At 32.3% G+C, this 17,237-nt stretch carries 11 protein-coding genes; 2 read left to right on the top strand and 9 right to left on the bottom strand.

Annotated elements, in window-relative coordinates; all coding sequences use genetic code 11:
• Positions 1 to 12 precede the first annotated feature (12 nt).
• Together mvaD and ACFWU4_RS04540 are read right to left on the bottom strand one after the other, a co-directional pair.
• Complete coding sequence (mvaD, locus tag ACFWU4_RS04545) at positions 13 to 1,101, bottom strand: diphosphomevalonate decarboxylase (protein WP_411125309.1); 1,089 nt, start codon at positions 1,099 to 1,101, stop codon at positions 13 to 15.
• Between the two features lies 1 nt (position 1,102).
• Positions 1,103 to 1,651 carry a DUF1697 domain-containing protein gene (locus ACFWU4_RS04540; RefSeq protein WP_411125307.1) on the bottom strand — a complete coding sequence of 183 codons (549 nt, stop codon included), beginning with the start codon at positions 1,649 to 1,651 and terminating at the stop codon, positions 1,103 to 1,105.
• Between the two features lie 101 nt (positions 1,652 to 1,752).
• Here ACFWU4_RS04540 and ACFWU4_RS04535 point away from each other — a divergent pair, with 101 nt between their 5' ends.
• Positions 1,753 to 4,038: a response regulator gene (locus ACFWU4_RS04535; RefSeq protein WP_411125305.1), complete on the top strand. Its 2,286-nt coding sequence runs from the start codon at positions 1,753 to 1,755 to the stop codon at positions 4,036 to 4,038.
• Here the strand turns inward: ACFWU4_RS04535 and ACFWU4_RS04530 are convergent.
• Positions 4,005 to 5,222 carry an NAD(P)/FAD-dependent oxidoreductase gene (locus ACFWU4_RS04530; RefSeq protein ID WP_411125303.1) on the bottom strand — a complete coding sequence of 406 codons (1,218 nt, stop codon included), beginning with the start codon at positions 5,220 to 5,222 and terminating at the stop codon, positions 4,005 to 4,007. The two genes, ACFWU4_RS04535 and ACFWU4_RS04530, sit on opposite strands and share 34 nt — an antisense overlap.
• A gap of 29 nt (positions 5,223 to 5,251) precedes the next feature.
• Here ACFWU4_RS04530 and ACFWU4_RS04525 point away from each other — a divergent pair, with 29 nt between their 5' ends.
• A complete protein-coding gene (locus ACFWU4_RS04525) occupies positions 5,252 to 6,061 on the top strand; it encodes an SdiA-regulated domain-containing protein (protein ID WP_411125301.1) in 810 nt (269 codons plus the stop codon).
• On the opposite strand, the gene ACFWU4_RS04520 is transcribed toward ACFWU4_RS04525, so the two are convergent.
• The 6 genes from ACFWU4_RS04520 to ACFWU4_RS04495 form a co-directional block, all read right to left on the bottom strand.
• Positions 6,058 to 9,759 (bottom strand): metallophosphoesterase, encoded by a 3,702-nt coding sequence (locus ACFWU4_RS04520; protein WP_411125299.1) that lies wholly within the window; start codon positions 9,757 to 9,759, stop codon positions 6,058 to 6,060. The genes ACFWU4_RS04525 and ACFWU4_RS04520 overlap by 4 nt on opposite strands.
• 89 nt (positions 9,760 to 9,848) lie before the next feature.
• Positions 9,849 to 13,553, bottom strand: coding sequence for a phosphoesterase (locus ACFWU4_RS04515; protein ID WP_411125297.1), 3,705 nt, complete (start codon positions 13,551 to 13,553; stop codon positions 9,849 to 9,851).
• Between the two features lie 50 nt (positions 13,554 to 13,603).
• Positions 13,604 to 14,542, bottom strand: coding sequence for an L-histidine N(alpha)-methyltransferase (locus ACFWU4_RS04510; protein WP_411125295.1), 939 nt, complete (start codon positions 14,540 to 14,542; stop codon positions 13,604 to 13,606).
• Positions 14,543 to 15,709 (bottom strand): ergothioneine biosynthesis protein EgtB, encoded by a 1,167-nt coding sequence (gene egtB / locus ACFWU4_RS04505; RefSeq protein WP_411125293.1) that lies wholly within the window; start codon positions 15,707 to 15,709, stop codon positions 14,543 to 14,545.
• Between the two features lie 3 nt (positions 15,710 to 15,712).
• Positions 15,713 to 16,936 (bottom strand): alpha/beta fold hydrolase, encoded by a 1,224-nt coding sequence (locus ACFWU4_RS04500; protein WP_411125291.1) that lies wholly within the window; start codon positions 16,934 to 16,936, stop codon positions 15,713 to 15,715.
• A gap of 12 nt (positions 16,937 to 16,948) precedes the next feature.
• Positions 16,949 to 17,230 carry a DUF427 domain-containing protein gene (locus ACFWU4_RS04495; protein ID WP_411125289.1) on the bottom strand — a complete coding sequence of 94 codons (282 nt, stop codon included), beginning with the start codon at positions 17,228 to 17,230 and terminating at the stop codon, positions 16,949 to 16,951.
• Between the last annotated feature and the right edge of the window lie 7 nt (positions 17,231 to 17,237).

Genomic DNA, 17,237 nt, shown 5'->3' with positions numbered 1-17,237 from the left:
CAAATATACGGATTAAAATCCTATTTGGTTTGCTCCTAATCCTATTTGGTCGCAAATATAATGTCCGTTCTGGCAGTAGATAACTAATTCATTCTTAATGAATTCTAAAATATTTTCTTTTTCATTCTCAGGATAAAGCATATGTACATTTGCGCCTGCATCTAAAGTAAAACAAACGTTAGAATTATTTTCTGCCCTATACTCCCAAATTTTATTGATAATTTGTAATGTATTTGGTTTCATTAGTATAAAGTAAGGCATACTAGTCATCATCATTGCATGCAACGTTAACGCCTCACTCTCTACAACTTTAACAAAGGCTTTTATATCTCCAGAGGCTAAAATTGTTTTTAATTTTTCCAAATTATTATGTGCCTGAGAAAACCGTTCTTTAGCAAATGGGTGACCATACATTAATTTATGACCAATTGTACTGCTAACCTGTTTTTCGCCTTTATCAACCAACAATATAGTGTCTTGGTAATTTGAAAAGTTTTCATGCACCTTACCATCAAACTTTACGCCATATAAATCTGAACTTTCGGTGCTCTTGTTTTTACCCCAAACGACTAATTCGCCATTTATACTCCTGCACGCACTACCAGAGCCAAGCCTTGCAAGAAAAGAGGCTTTTTTATCAAAATAAGAGAGATCACCTCTATTAGAAGTATATGATAACTTTTGCTCAATACTTAATAAACATAACGCAATTGCACTCATACCGGAAGCCGAAGAGGCAATACCTGAACTATGAGGAAAGGTATTGGATGTTTCAATTTTAAAATGATAATCTTTTAAGAAAGGCATATATACTTCTATACGCTCAAAAAAGGTTTGAATCTTAGGTTTAAAAGCTTCATTTTTTTCACCTTCAAAATAAATATCGAAACTAAAATTGTTACTTTCTTTTTTTGAGAATGTTACCTCTGTAATAGTCTTACAATCTGTTAGTGTAAAACTAATTGAAGGATTTTCTGGAATTTGATTTTCCTTCTTTCCCCAATATTTTACCAAAGCTATATTACTTGGAGACTCCCATTTTACCGATCCACCTTTAATATCTGTATTATATGATTTTAGAATAAAGTCTATTTCTGTCATTTCAAATAATTGTATCGCACAAAGATAAGAGTTTTACCATTGTTTTATAGTTTCTTGAAGTAGCATTGACATTCAACTTCTTTTCAAAAAAATTAAGATTAAATTTTGAATTCCCATAGCCAACTTCGCTAAAAAAATAAATACAATCCTGTCCAATATGAAACACCTCGCCTGTGTATATTTTCTTATTTGCTTCATTAACAAGTTTTTCCTTGGGCACCTCACTCAGAAGGATAAAATAACTATTTACTTTTTGCGATTCTATGAATTGACAATCATTAAATATAGTCTCTAAAGTATTTTTTGTTTTAACTATGACTGGGATTATAAAACCAAAAGCGTCTTCTATTAGTTTTTGAATAGTGTCTTCTAAAGACTCTATATTATTATTTTGCGACTGAAAAATAACGTTACCACTTTGGATATAGGTTTTTACGTTTACTAGTCCACCTTTAGTTAAAACGGCCCTTAATTGAACCATTGGCACTCTATTATGACGACCAACATTGATGCCTCTTAGTAGCGCAACATAAATTTTATTCTTATCCATTTTTTAGATTATCTGTAGCTACAAATTGCTTTTCGTCGACAATATTAGTATTTTATCGATAAAAAACTTATACTTGTAGACTATAATTTAATAGTAAGTGTATGAGATTTCCCAAATCTAACATTATTATTACCATTCTTTTAATTTTATTTAGTGCGTTATTTGCTTTTGGACAAGGCTCTCTTTTAACCCTAAATGATAGTACTAAAGAGTGCTCATTTAATACGTCTAAACTAAACAGGCTCGTTAAAAACGATAGTCTGTATAAGGCGACAATACTTTTAAATGAAGCAATAAATTTTTCAGAAAAATATAATTTAAAATCGACACAGGCCAAGGCTTATTACTCTTTGGGTAATGTACTTACCAAAATGTCTAACTACAAAAATGCAGAGAATTACCACCTTAAAGCTTTTAATATATATAATACCAATGGAGATTCTGAAGGTAAAAATATTGTTCTTTCTAATTTAATTAAGACTTACTTAGCCGAAAAAAATTACTCTAAATTTGATAGTGTTTATCCGATAGCTCAACAATATTCTTTAGACCTAAAAAGTGAACTCTATTTTCTTAATCTAGAAAATGAAATAAAAAAGAATTACTATTCTCGAAAAAATAAAGAGCTACTAGAAGTTTCAAATTTTGCAATTGACACCATAGTCAATATAGACTTCACTGTCTTTAAAACCACTAATGACAGCGATAATTTAAGATTAAAAAAGAGACTATTACAGTCCTACAAATTTCATAATGCAATTGCACAAATTAAATGTGCCGATTATAAAATTGAAGGTTTCACTTTATTATTATCGCTTAACGAAAATAAATTAAGGTCAGCTTTTGGCGAAAATTTTGAGGCTCAAAGAAAATTAGCCACTTTAAATTACTACAAATATCTCTATTATACAGAAACGAATAAAAATTTAGATTCAGCAAATAAGTACCTTTTAAAATCTGATTCGTACAAATACGCTGCTTTATCTAATTTCGAAAAAAGAAATGCTAAAAATGGTGAATTAATCTACAAAATTATTAATACAGAACAGAAGTTAAACCTAGCGAATGAAATTAGAAAAAAAGATACTAAGACGTCTAAAACATTATTAATAATATCAATTTTCACTACACTTTTATTACTAGCGGCTTTAGTAATTTTCTATAATTACTTTAAAGCCAAAAAGAATATTCAATCTATTAATAAAGAATTAGCAACTTCAAACAAAAAATTACTCGCTATAGATAAAGATAGATTAGAATTTTTTTCCATTCTAAGTCATGAACTTAGAACACCAATTTATGGTATAACAGGTTTAGCAACATTAGTAAATCAAGAAAAAGAGGTTGCGAAACGTCAATCATATTTAGACTCATTGATTTCGTCGAGTAATTATCTTTCAACTCTTATAGATAACATTCTACAAGCAAACAAATTAAGATTTGAAGAGAAAAGTCTAAGGCTAAAACCTGATAAGATTAATAAAATTGTTAAACATGTTATTAGCACAGTTAAGATAGCTGCTCAAGATAAGGATTTAACTTTATACACAAATATTGATGACTCAGATGAAGACGAGCTTATTTTAATTGATAAGGTAGCCTTCAGTCAAATATTAATAAACTTAGCATATAATGCCATTCGCTATACTAAAGAAGGCTCGGTAAGTATAAATGTTTTAGAAAAGGAAAGAACAGATAAAGACGTAACACTACGTTTTGAAATTAAAGATACTGGGATAGGTATAAAAGAAGAACATAGATCTGTTGTTTTTAGTGCTTTTGAAAACAAGGCTTTTTTAAACAAAAATAGCAGTGGCTCTGGTCTTGGCTTATACATTGTCAAAACCTTATTAAAAAGTCACAACTCTGATATCGATTATATCTCTGAACCTGGCAAAGGAACCACATTTTTCTTTGACATTACTTTTAACATTGTAATATCCACAAATCTAAAAGCACCAAGGTCTATTGGTATTCCTAAAGAGAATATGCATATTTTAATTGTTGATGACAATAAAATAAACCTACTAATTACCAAAAATAATATTGAACGGATTACAGGGTTTACTTGTGAAATTATGGCTAAAGGACAACAAGCAATATCCCTAGTAAAGCATAAGGCTTTTGATTTGGTTCTTATGGATATTAACATGCCTGATATGGATGGTTACGAAGTAACGAGGCACATACGGATGTTTAACCCTAATATTCCTATTTTAGCATTAACTGCGTTAAATTCGGCAGAAATTTCTAGTAAAGCGGAAGCAGTAGGAATTAATCAAATAATTACAAAACCTTATATAGTTGAAGATTTTAAAGCCATTATATTATCTTATGCTACAAGAAAAAAAAATCATTTAGCAGAAATTGATTTAGAGGCAATATAAGCGCTTGTCCAAGCATTTTGAAAATTAAATCCACCTGTTATAGCATCAACATTAATAACTTCTCCTGCAAAAAACATATGAGGAATTCTTTTACTCTCAAAAGTTTTAAAATTTATATCTTTTAAATTCACCCCACCTGCAGTGACAAACTCTTCTTTAAAAGTACTTTTACCGCTAACTTGAAACACGGCTTTAGTTAACTGGGTAGATAATGCTTCTAGTTGCTGTTTATTAATGTCTGCCCATCGCTCTGTAAGACTAATTTCTGAAGCCAGTATTAGTTGTTTCCATAGACGTTTTGGTATTTCAAATTTTGAAGAATTTACAATTTGTTTTTTAGCAAATTCTTGCTTTATATTCTTCAATTGGTCTAGACATAGTTCATATTCTAAACGAACAAAATTCACTTCTATCTTAAAATTATAATTATGTTTGGCTAACTCCACAGCACCAAACGCTGATAGTTTTAAAATTGCTGGTGCACTCATACCAACATGAGTGATTAGCAATGGTCCTTCCGAAATTAAATCTGTTCCTACAACCTGTATCTCAGCATTTTTAACAACAACGCCAGGTATATCCTTAATTCGATTATCCTTTATATCAAATGTAAAAAGTGACGGTACAGGCGCCACAATATTATGTCCTATCTCATTAAGCAACTTCCATATTTTTGGATTACTTCCGGTTGCGATAACAAGCTTACTACATTCAAAATTATCTTGAGACGTTTTAATTAAAAAGTCATCTCCTCTTGGATGTATCTCTTTAACTGAATGATTATATAAAATAGCGACATTATGCTTTTTAACCTCGTTCAAAAAACAATCAATAATAGTTTGAGATGAGTTTGAAACAGGAAACATTCTACCATCTTCCTCTATCTTTAACTCTACTCCTCGTTCTTCAAACCATGCGATAGTATCACCAGTCATAAAGGTATGAAAAGGCCCTAGGAGTTCTTTTTGACCTCTAGGGTAATTTAAAACTAATTCAGAAGGTACAAACTCGGCATGTGTTACATTACAGCGACCTCCACCAGAAATCTTTACTTTCTGCAACCCTTCTTTTCCTCGCTCTAGTATAGCAATGGATAAGTTTGGGTTTTGCTCGGCTATATTTACTGCGGCAAAGAATCCTGCCGCACCACCACCAATAATTATAATATCTTTGTATGTGTTCAAAAAAAGAAAATCTAAAGGCTAAAATTACAATGATATATATCAAAAGACTAATATTTATCACTCTTATTGCGACAGCATGCCAATCATTAGGACAACTTACCTTTATTGGTGATATAGCAAATAATCTAGATGAAGTATCAGCAGCTGAAATCACAGATCAATCTAAGTTAATTTGGACTATTCAAGATTCTGGTAATGATAGCAAGGTATTTGGTCTTAACACAAAAGGGCAAATTATAAATACCATTTCTATAACAAATGCATCAAATATAGATTGGGAAGATCTTACTTCAGATAAACAAGGTAATCTGTACATAGGAGATTTTGGAAATAATAATGAAAAGCGTAAGTATTTTAGAATTCTAAAACTAAAGCAACAAGATTTAAAAAAATCTTCTGCAAAAGTAGAGATTATTGAATTTAAATTACCAAAGAAACAAGACTCAAAAGATTTTGAAGGTTTTTTTCTATTTAACTCTAACTTCTATCTGTTTAGTAAAGAGAAAAAGAAGTTTATTGTACTAAGCGTACCAAACAAAATTGGTAAACACGTTGCTACATTAGTTTCATCCCATAATTTTAAAGGAAAACATAATCGTATAACATCAGCAGATATTAGCAATGATGGCTCAACAATAGTGTTGCTAAATCACAATAAACTTTGGAAACTTTCTAACTTTAAATCTAATGACTTTTTCAGTGGAGTCATCGAAGAAAAGTCCTTTGACCATAACACTCAAAAAGAAGGTATCTGTTTTAAATCTAACTCAGAAGTTATTATTACTGATGAACGGAATGATATTGAGGGAGGAAATATTTATAGTTTTAATTTATATTAAAAGTTTAATCCAAAACCAAAAGAAAACCTCAACCCTTCAACACTATTAAATAAATTAAAAGTACCAGAGAGACTATCGGCAGCAGTGATCCAAAAACCACCTCCATAATCATTATGCCATTTTTCTGAAAAATCATTTTTAAGCCATACTCTACCTACATCAAAACCTCCAAAAATACCGATTTGAAGCGGTAACGTGTTAGTTTTAAATTGATTAAAACTATATCTTAAATCTGTACTTCCCACTAACGAATTTCTACCTGTAAAACGTTCTGTTCTAAATCCTCGTAATCCATTATTGCCTCCAATATTTGAAGCTTGATAAAAAATTAAATCGTTACCAATTCTAAATTGTGTTCTTAGGTCTGTTTTTAAAACTAATTTTCTATTATGAGACAGTGAATTATAAAATCCCAAATTTGAGTTTACATAACCATAAGTATTATCAAAATCATTAAACTCGGACCTTACCCCTAAGTTTAAAAGAAACGTCATCCCTCTAGTTGGATTCAATTTATTATCAAAACTTTGGTATCTATACTCAGCCTCTAGTGCTCCAAAAATTCGTCGCTTGTAAAAATCTGTATTAGAAGATGACGCAAAATTTGTTATAAATCTATTTTCAGTTGGATCTACTTCAATAGCTTCAAAAATCGTTCTAAAACCATAATCACTACCAAAATTACCTTTCTTTAAAATACCAGCTTTTGCCATATAAATACTTGTCTTTACACGGTTGAAATCTAGATCTAAATCATCATCAAAATTCTCTGTTTCATTACCAAAACCAAAGAAATTATTAGTAAAGTTTTCTGAAGTAAACTGTCCACCAAGGTGCAGATTCCAATCATCTTTAATATTTGCGAATTCCCCATCATAAGTAACAGAAAAACCTTTAGTAGCAAAAAAATAACCTCCTTTAAAGCGGTGTTGTTGCGAAAAAGGATTACGTTGAAAACCATTTTTAGTCTTAACAAACTGTAGACCGACCAAAACCCCGTCATCTGGATTAAAACCAATAGCTGGTGTTATAACGCTATTATCTACTATGTTTTTTTGAAAGTCAAATAGATTAAGTTTATATACATCCGTCAACCTTACTGTGCCACCACTATTTTCCACCACTGTATTAGCTTTACTCTCGTGGTCATATACTTTTACGCGTCGTCCTTGTTTTATTTTATAAGTGTCATTTTCTTGCCCACCTATAAGTCTAGTGAAAATTAAATTACTGGCTTTGCCAATAACTTCAAAAAAATCTTTATCATCTAAACCATAGATCCATATTTCTTTAGTTGTATCTTTATGAAAGACTTTATCAACTAAAACATCAGCTTTTTTTCCGTCTTTAATTCTCCATATTTTTATGTGAGTTTGGTTATCAGCAACTCTATTTACTTCTATATAATCGTCTTTATCTGTACCTGTTAAAATAACAAGTTCATTTAGAAATTTATAGTATCGCTCTGCTATATCTAAAAGGTTTGAGCGCCTACCTTTTAACTTCATTTTTATATCCATTAAAGTTTCATCCTGTACTTCGGTTGGCACTTTAGTAAATGCTTTATCAATTACTTCATCCGTTATATTTTCTTGTAGAAACTTTGCGTGTTCTAGCCATGTTTCCTTGGTTGCTTGTTGCACTAAAACCCTATCTAGCTTTACACCAGCTGAATTCATCCACTCGATATCTTTTAATTCTTCATCATACACTTGGAGTTGCTTTGTAGATCCTGAAATTACCTTCATTACATCCAGTAAGGCTCCATCAAAATTTGAAAAGACTTGATCGCGATCTCTAGGGATTGGCCTATACCACTTATCACCATTCTCTTGATTAAATTGAGCCCATCGCCATTGATCTTGATGACGATCCCAGTCACCAATAAGCATATCAAATAATCTTGCTCTTACATATGCGTTCTCATCTATTTTATACTTTTCATCTTCTCTAATTTTCTCTATTATATCATGCGTACTCTCAATATCATCTGCATAACCAAAGTTTCTATCGTCTGTATAATTTTCTTCTGGCCGTTCTTCAATCATGTAAAGTTCTCCACCATAAGCATCATTAAATTCGCCTAAATGCTTATGCTTTGGTATATAAAAAATCTTAGGGTTTGTATGATATATTTGAGCTGCATTCGATAAATCTGGGACAACCATAAAAGCGTATGGGTGTGCCGCAGTGTAAAAGTCTTGAATTAAACCCTCAACGGCAGTTTTTTCAAACTCATCCTCAATATGAGTATCTTTAAATAAAACAGTTTGTAAATATTGAGTCGCACTTTTACGTAATGCCCTCATATTAAGCTCTCTTCCGTCTTTGGTCTTTAATCGTAAAGATCTTGTTTGATGGCCTCCACCAGCTCTAACAATTTCTAAGCCTCCATAAAGTGTGTCTAAAGTTGCGATCTTGGCCTTAATCTTGGTACCATAAACATCTCGATAATGGTTACCCCAAACGGACTCAAAAAAACCAGACTTATTTGTTTCTTCTTCCGAGTATACCGAGGTCTCAATTTCTTGAGCAAAGGTATCTGGTAATTTGGAAACATCATATTTCTTTGTTGGCTCAAATATCATTTTTGAAAATAATTGTTTAGGCTTATTATTTTCTTCTCCATAAATAGTTACCCAACTGCTTCCGTCTTTAAAAATCGTTAATTCAGCAAATCCTTGTTTACCATAAGAAAACAAACCATTATTACCTAGTGTAGCATAAGACTCTTTAGCACCAGAACCTGACACTATCTGCTTAACATTTTCATTTTCAATATATTGCAATGTGTGTTCGTGACCAGATACAAAAACTAAATTCTTAGTATCAAAAGCTAGAGTCTCGATGCGTTTCATCAATTTATTGTAACGCTCATTATAACGATCTTGTATCGATACTCCTCCTTGAGTTCTAATCTGAGTTACTAATGACGCCAAAATTGGTATTGGAATCTTTTTTTGACCTGGAAATAAGTGCTTAGATATTGCATACTGTCCTCCATGCACACCATTTGTGTACATAGGATGGTGCATTGCAAAAACAATAGTTTTTCCTTGTGCTTTTTTAAGTTCGCCTTCTAACTCTTCAAAGAAGCGTTCTCTTGTTTTTATTTCACACTCATCATTTATGGTAGGATTATCGTTCCAATTTTCTAAATACCATTGCGTATCAATTGCAATTAACTGAACGGTTTCATTTACATCAATACTTTCTAAAGGGCATCCATTTTCTGGTTGAAATGTGTTTTCACCTAAAGCATCTTCTATATATTTTTCTTGTCGTTTTAGGCCTTTTAACCCATTAGAATACCAATCATGATTTCCTGGTATGAATATTACTTCACCTTCAAAATTTTTAACTGACTTTACTTGTGCGTTAAGTGAATTCTCAGCAGAAGCTCTTTTCTGATCATTGGCTTTTGGTAATCCACTGGGATAAATATTATCACCAAGAAAAATGGTATAATCACCGTTAGTATTCTTATTTGCAATATGATTATTAAAAGCAGTAAGCGCCTTAGACATTCCTCCTTTCGGAGATCTACCTGCATCACCCACAAGATAAAATCTTTTATCGACCTCTTTATTTGGTAGTTGAGCTACCCTATCTTCCTCATTTAAATATTGAGCTTTATAAGTAGCACAAGATGAAATAAATAAAAAACAAAATATGACGAGTAACTTAAAAAATTTCATGCATTTAGGGTTTAGATATGACCAAAGTTAAGCCGATTTTTGAGATATCTAAACTCTAATAAAACTAATGTTAATTCTAAGAATTAAAACTAAAACCCAAAACCTAATTTAAAGGCCAAACGCAAACCATCATCACTACTAAAAGCAGAAATATTTGCGCTAAACATATTGTAAGCTGTTAAGAAAACTCCTCCACCAATAGAAGTGTTCCAATCACTTTCGTTAAATAAAGGATTAGCTACAAAATTATCATCTATCCAAACACGACCATAATCAAACCCACCATAAAATCCTATATTGAATGGTAAAAAATTAGACGATTTTCTTCTAAGGTTAAATCGTAAATCAGTGCTTTGTACAAATGATGATTTACCAGAAAACCGTTCTCTTCTGTAGCCTCTCAGCCCCTTTTGGTCTCCCAAAGTTGCAGCCTGATAAAATTCAAAATCATCACCTAAATTAATTTGACTTCTAAGTTTGGTCGCTAAGACAACTTGGCCTTGTGGTACTATTTTATAATTAAAAGCTATTTCTGGGATAACATAACCAAATCCATTTGATGTACTTACATTATTCTTAAAACCAGCCTCTAAACCAACAAGCATTCCTAAAGTTGGAAATGCTGTATTGTCCTTTACATCATAAACATACTTTGCATGAGCACCATAGAAATCTTGTTTATTAAAAATATTTGCGTTAGGCGCTGTAATACTTTCTAAGAATCTTCCAGTTGTTCGATCAACTTCATTAGATTCGTATGAAATACCTATCTCAAAACTTGAACCGGCTTGTCCTTTCCAAACTAAAGCTGGTGCCGCACTAAGTGTTCTAATCTTAACGCGATTGTAATCTAAATCTACGTCTAAACCATCATTTTCATCAGACTCCGGGTTCGGAGTACTATTACCAAACCCAAAAAAGTTTCTAGCAAAATTTGGACTCGTAAATTTAACATCTAAACTGAGGTTAGCACTTCCCACAACATTTGCAAATTCACCATTATAACCTAAATCAAATCCATTTGTTGCGAAATAATATCCTGCAGAAATACTATGCTGTGAAGAAAATGGATTACGATCAAAATTAAAATTTGTAAACGTGTTTAAGAATCCTATTCGGAATCCATCATCTGGATTCGCGCCAATTGAAGGCACAAATTGATTAATACTGTTTTTTAGTTTCTTATAATTATAAACATTAGTTTCATAATCATCCGTAAGTTTTTTACGCCCCTTCTTAGTGATTATGGTGTTCTTTTTACTCTTATAATCATAAAATACAACTTTATTACCATTCTTAATGTCGTATGTATCGTTGTTTTGGCCGCCGACTAATCTCGCTTTAATTAATCTATCGCCTTCTCCATAAACATTAAAAACATCGTCATCATCTAGTGCATAGATCCAAATCTCCTTAGTTTCGTCTCTATTGTAAGTTCTCTCATGAAAGATATCAGACTTCTTATCATCCTTAATTCTATAGCCTGTTACTTTAGTCTTTCCATTTGCCATACGTTCTACATCGAACCAATCATCTTTATTTGTTCCTTTTATAACAGCAAACTTATTAATCACTTCATAATAACGATCTGAAATATCTTGAAGATTAGAACGTCTCCCTTTTAGTATAGATTTAATAGACTCTAGTTCTGCGTCTCTAATTTCTTGAGGCACATTTAAAAAAGCCTTTTCTATGACATCGTCAGTTACGTTATTCTGAATAAGCTGGACTTGTTTGTCCCAAATAGCCTTACCAGATTCAGCAATTATTTCCATATCTAATGGGTATGGCTCAACATTAATTGCTTTAACATCTCTCAAACTGGCATCATACTTTCGTAATAAACCAGCTGTTGGTACTAATGTCACTACCGTTGATAATAAGAAGCCATCACTCATTCTAGAAAACGCCTGGTCTCTATCTCTAGGCATTGGTCTATAAATCTTTTTTCCATTTTCTTTAAACTCTATCCACCTCCATTGATCTTGGTGTCTGTCCCAATCTCCAATAAGCATATCAAACAAACGTGCTTTTATATAAGCTTCTTCATCAACCACAATATCTTCATCTTTATGAATTTTTTTCATCATATCATCAGTGCTTAACAGTTTGTCTTGAAAACCAAAACTCGCTTGATCACTGTGACCTTCTGATGTGTGCTCTTCTATCATGTAAAGCTCATCTCCGAAATCTGAGTTAAATGCTCCAAGACCATTTTGCTTTGGCACGTAATACAAAACTGGGTTTGTATGGTAAACGCCAATGGCATCGGCCAAATCTCCGACAATAAATGGAGCGTAAGGATGAGCACCTGTAAAGACATCCATTAACAAATTTGAAGCAAAACCATCATCTAACTTGTCCCCAATATATTGATCCTTAAACATAATAGCCTGAAGATATTGAGATGCTTGCTTTTTTAAAGCGCGCATAACATATTGGGCGCCATTTTTATCTTCTAAACGCAGAGACTTTGATTGATTTCCTCCACCCTTTCTAACAGGAACTAAACCACCAAATAAAGTGTCTAAATTAACGGTTGGCGCAACAACCTTTGTTCCAAATTGTTTTCTAAAACGATCTCCCCAAAGAAATTTATGAAAACCGGACTTATCGATTGCTTCATCTGTATAAATTGCGGCTGTCATTTTACTTTCAAAATCGGATGGATACGTTTTTAAATTATCATTATTATTTGGTTGTAAAACTTCTGTTTGAAACAAAACACTGTTAGTACCTGCTTCATAAAAACGAACAAACGAAGAACCATCCTTATAAACATCTAGCCTAGCATAGCCATTTATCCCATGCGAAAATTTTCCGTTCCCAATCAATCTTGTTGCAGTTATATTAGAGCCAGAACCACTAACAATTTGAGGTAAACCTGCTTCAACCAAATATTGGAGATTCTGTTCGTGCCCAGAAACAAATACAACTTTATCATTCTGTTGAGCTAAACTAACCACTCTGTTCTTAAGTTCATTATACATTTTATGCTGTAAATCACCTTCATATACACCGCCTGATTTTCTAACAATATTTTTTAGAGTACCAACTATTGGTAAAGGCGTCATGTGTTCTTTTAAACTATACTGACCTCCGTTAGCTCCATTTGTAAACATAGGATGATGCATAGCAATTACAGTTGTTTTGCCTCTTGCCTTTTTTATTTCACTACCCAATTCGTTTAGAAAATCGATACGTGTTTTAATATCACAATCATCATTTATCGTAGGATTCTTATCCCAATCAGTTATGTACCAATATGAATCGACTATTAATAGTACGAGATCATCAGATATTTTTACTTTTTCAATTGGGCATCCATTCTCTGGTAAAAATGTGTTTTTTCCCAAAGCATCCTCAATAAATTTTTCTTGTCGCTTTAACCCTTTAAGGCCACTAGACCAATCTTTATCACCTGGAATAAAAATAGTTTTACCATTAAAGTTCACCACTGATTCAGCTTGTACCGTTAAACGATGTTCCGCTTCTTCATTTTCATCATTCCCTTTCTTAACAAAACCATTAGGATAAATATTATTTCCTAGAAAAATAGCTGTACTGTTAGAAGTTGCACTGTTAAGCGCACTTTTAAAATCATTAATTGCTTGATCTGTTTTGCCTAATTCAGAATTACCAGCTCCTCCTAACAAGTAAAAACTATGAATTAATTCTTTATTATTTGGTAGTGGTTTTTCAGAATCAGCTTTTATTTGCTTATCAAATGTGGCACAAGCGCTTAAAATTAAGACAATAAAAGATATAGAAATTACTTTAATGTAAGATTTCATATTGAGGGATTGGTTATTAAAAGCTCAACAATATAAGAAATTCTAATGATTTATTTTTCCCATAAACTATCAGTGAAGTAGTGCTTGCAATCTAAAAAATTAGTGTTCACTTCAAAATTTGAATTATCTGCTAATTTCTCTATCTCCGTAAGACTATATTTTTTTGATAGCTCTGTCCAAATTAGTTCATTATAATCAAACTCAAAGACCTTTTTTAAAGCTTTTATTTCTACAGTTTGCTTTCTAAGACTTACGATATAACTTTTTACATCACCAGATATGGGGTTATAATGGCAGTAGAAGTCAAAATCGTCAATTTTAAAATCTGCATCAAGCTCCCTATTAATGCGAATTAGTAAATTTAAATTAAAACGCTTGGTTATGCCATGCCTATCATAATATGCGTTATGTATAATAATTGGATTTTTTTTTAGGTCTACACCGATGAGAAGTTTATCTCCGAGCTTCATGTTGTCATTAAATAAGTCCAATAACTCTTTTGCTTTTTCTTCTGAATAATTACCAATATTACCACCTAAAAACAATAATAAACTAGGGTAATCACTAACCTTATTATCCTTTAAGATTTCAAAATAATCACCGACTTTTGGATGAATCTTTAAAGTGGGTAAGCGATCTTTTAAATTACGAGTTAGTATATCAACCGCTTCTCGAGAAATATCAATTGGTATATAATGAAAATCTATCGCATTATTCACAAGGTACTCTAATAGCTTATATGTTTTAAAACCATCACCTGCACCTAATTCTACAATATTAAAAGGACCCGAAAATTGTAATGCCTCAAATATTTGTTTTGATTGCATTGATAAAATTTCAAACTCTGCGTCGGTTGGATAATATTCTGGCATATTCATTATTTCTTGAAATATGCGACTCCCATTATCATCATAGAAATACTTTGACGATACGTATTTGTTTTTGGCTGTTAAACCATTAAGCACATCTTGCGCAAAAGAATCTTTCATCTACTTTACTAGTCTAATTCCCGAAAATTGCCATCTTGTTTCTGGCGTAAAAAAGTTTCTATAAGTTGGTCTGCAATGATCTTTTGGTGTAGCTGCAGAAGCACCTCGCATTACCATGGTATTAATCATAAATTTACCATTATATTCGCCTATAGCACCTTCCGCTTTTTTATAATTTGGATAAGGTAAATAAGCACTGTTTGTCCATTCCCAAAGCTGACCGTAGTTTAATTCTTTGGATGCCACTTCCCATTCAAATTCGGTGGGTAATCGCATTCCTTTCCATTGCGCAAATGCAAAAGCTTCGTAAAAAGTTATATGATTCACGGGCTCAAGCCCTATGACTTCCTTAAAACCTTGAAGTGTATAGTGCATCCATTTATTGTTGGATTTATGCCAATAAAGTGGTTTGCTAAGTTGATGTTTTTGGCAGTAATCCCAACCATCTGCATGCCAAAGATTAAAATCATTATATCCACCATCTTCTATGAACTCTATATACTCTTCATTTGTAACTAATCGATTTGAGATTTCAAAATCATATAGGTATACCTTATGTTCACCTAGTTCATTATCCCAACAAAAACAATCGTCTTGATGCCCTATTTTGTATAAACCTTCGTCTATCTTAACAAACTCTTGTTTAGCATTCTCAGGCCTAAGTTTAATTTCGAAATCTAATTTTGGAAATGATGGTTGATGTCCAAAAATATACTTAATATCATATATCAATAACTCTTGATGTTGTTGCTCGTGCTGTAAACCAATTTCAACAATATCATAAATAGATTGCGACAATTCTTCTTCTAAAAACTGAGCCATATTGTTATTTACATATGCTCTATACTTTAAAACTTGGTCAAAAGTTGGTCTAGTCATCAACCCTCTATTTGCCCTTATAACCCGATCGCCAACATTATTGTAATAACTATTAAAGTAATATGCAAAGTCTTTATCAAAAACAATATAATTCTCTTTATGTTCTCCTAGCACAAATTGTTCAAAAAACCATGTGGTATGGGCCAAATGCCATTTCGGTGGTGAAACAAAATCTGCAGGCTGAACTGAGGTATCTTCTGATTTTAACGACCTACAAATAGCTTCAGTTCTGTGCCTTTTTTCTAAAAATATATCTTTACTTATATGGTTCTTGGTTAATGTTTCCAATATTTAATCTATTATAATTTGGGTCTCAAAAATGACCTCACTTGCTATGGTTTTATGAACTGGACAACGAGAAGCAATTTCTTTTAAACGTTCTTTCTGAGATGCATGTAAGTTACCAACAAATTTTAATTTTTTATTAATATGATCTAAATATTTTGGCTTATCTACCTCAATTTGCAAATCATCACTATGCTTTCTAGAATGAGAAATATAAACAAATACTTCTTCTAATTCCCACTTCTTCCTCTCAGCATACATCTTTAAGGTCATTACTGTACATGCAGCTAAGGCAGCATTAAGATATTCGTATGGGGAAGGTCCAAAATCATTACCTCCAACACTGGCAGGTTCATCTGCTATAAATGTGTGATTTTTCGTCTGTATCGAAGTAGTAAAATTATCCTCTACAATATTTAAATGACCTACTAATTGTTCACCATCTGTGCTCAACATCTTATTTTCTACTTTAGGAAAATAACGTCTAGCCCAAGTACCAACAACCTCACCTACATATTTACTGTCTTTTTCTTGAGACAATAAATGATCTGCATCGTCTAATGTGACGAAACTTTTTGGATGAAGTGCATTATGATATAACTGCTGAGCATTCTCAATACCTACAATTTTATCAAATGGTGAATGCATAATTAATAGGGGTTTTCTTAAGTTTTTTACTATTTCTGGTAGATCAATTTTTTGAAATTCTGAAACAAAGTCTTCATTAATAACGAAAGGTCTTCCTCCGATATTAACCTCAACATTACCTTTATTCTTAATGTCTTCAACTTGATGAGAAAATAAATGTGTTACATGATTTACCGTAGATGGTGCACCAACAGTTGCCACAGCTTTAATCGCATCGATCTTGGAAGCAGCTACCAAAACCGCAGCACCTCCTAAGGAATGACCAACTAACAAACTTGGTACTTCATAATGCTCGGTCATGTAAGAATGAACATCTAACAAATCTTCTACATTAGCCGAGAAATGGCTGTCTGCAAATTCACCTTCACTTCTGCCTAAACCCGTAAAATCAAACCGCAATACAGCAAAACCATCTTGCGTTAGCGCCCTACTTAAGTGTTTTACCGCGTTAAGATTGCTACTACATGTAAAACAGTGCGCAAAAATGGCATAATAATTTGGTTTTTGATTTGCTGGTAACTCTAAACTTGCATTTAGAGTTAACCCTTTTCGGTTTTTTATTTTTAGTCGTGTGCTTTTCATTTTATGCTGAATTTATTCTTTAATTGTAACACCGCGCCAAAATGCAACTCTATTTTTAATGCCTTTTGCCAACTCAGATACTTCAGGATAAAACCAAGCAGCATCTGGATTTTGCTTACCATCAACTTCTATAGTGTAATAGGAGGCCTTACCTTTCCAAGGACAGACCGAATGTAATTCACTTGATATAAAAAATTCTTTATTAATACTTTCGTGAGGAAAATAATGGTTGCCTTCTATTACGACTGTATCATTACTTTCTGCTATTATTTTATTATTCCAAATTGCTTTCATATTATAT

The organism is Winogradskyella sp. PE311 (assembly GCF_046545555.1).
GTDB lineage: Bacteria > Bacteroidota > Bacteroidia > Flavobacteriales > Flavobacteriaceae > Winogradskyella.
The sequence above is the reverse complement of the archived record's forward strand: the minus strand, read 5'-3'. Positions and strand labels throughout refer to the sequence as shown.

Excerpts from the sequence above, each read along its gene's own strand:
- mvaD (WP_411125309.1), bottom strand. The coding sequence starts at position 1,101 with ATGACAGAAATAGACTTTATTCTAAAATCATATAATACAGATATTAAA.
- ACFWU4_RS04520 (WP_411125299.1), bottom strand. The coding sequence starts at position 9,759 with ATGAAATTTTTTAAGTTACTCGTCATATTTTGTTTTTTATTTATTTCA.
- ACFWU4_RS04510 (WP_411125295.1), bottom strand. The coding sequence starts at position 14,542 with ATGAAAGATTCTTTTGCGCAAGATGTGCTTAATGGTTTAACAGCCAAA.
- ACFWU4_RS04540 (WP_411125307.1), bottom strand. The coding sequence starts at position 1,651 with ATGGATAAGAATAAAATTTATGTTGCGCTACTAAGAGGCATCAATGTT.
- ACFWU4_RS04535 (WP_411125305.1), top strand. The coding sequence starts at position 1,753 with ATGAGATTTCCCAAATCTAACATTATTATTACCATTCTTTTAATTTTA.
- ACFWU4_RS04515 (WP_411125297.1), bottom strand. The coding sequence starts at position 13,553 with ATGAAATCTTACATTAAAGTAATTTCTATATCTTTTATTGTCTTAATT.
- ACFWU4_RS04500 (WP_411125291.1), bottom strand. The coding sequence starts at position 16,936 with ATGAAAAGCACACGACTAAAAATAAAAAACCGAAAAGGGTTAACTCTA.
- ACFWU4_RS04495 (WP_411125289.1), bottom strand. The coding sequence starts at position 17,230 with ATGAAAGCAATTTGGAATAATAAAATAATAGCAGAAAGTAATGATACA.
- ACFWU4_RS04525 (WP_411125301.1), top strand. The coding sequence starts at position 5,252 with ATGATATATATCAAAAGACTAATATTTATCACTCTTATTGCGACAGCA.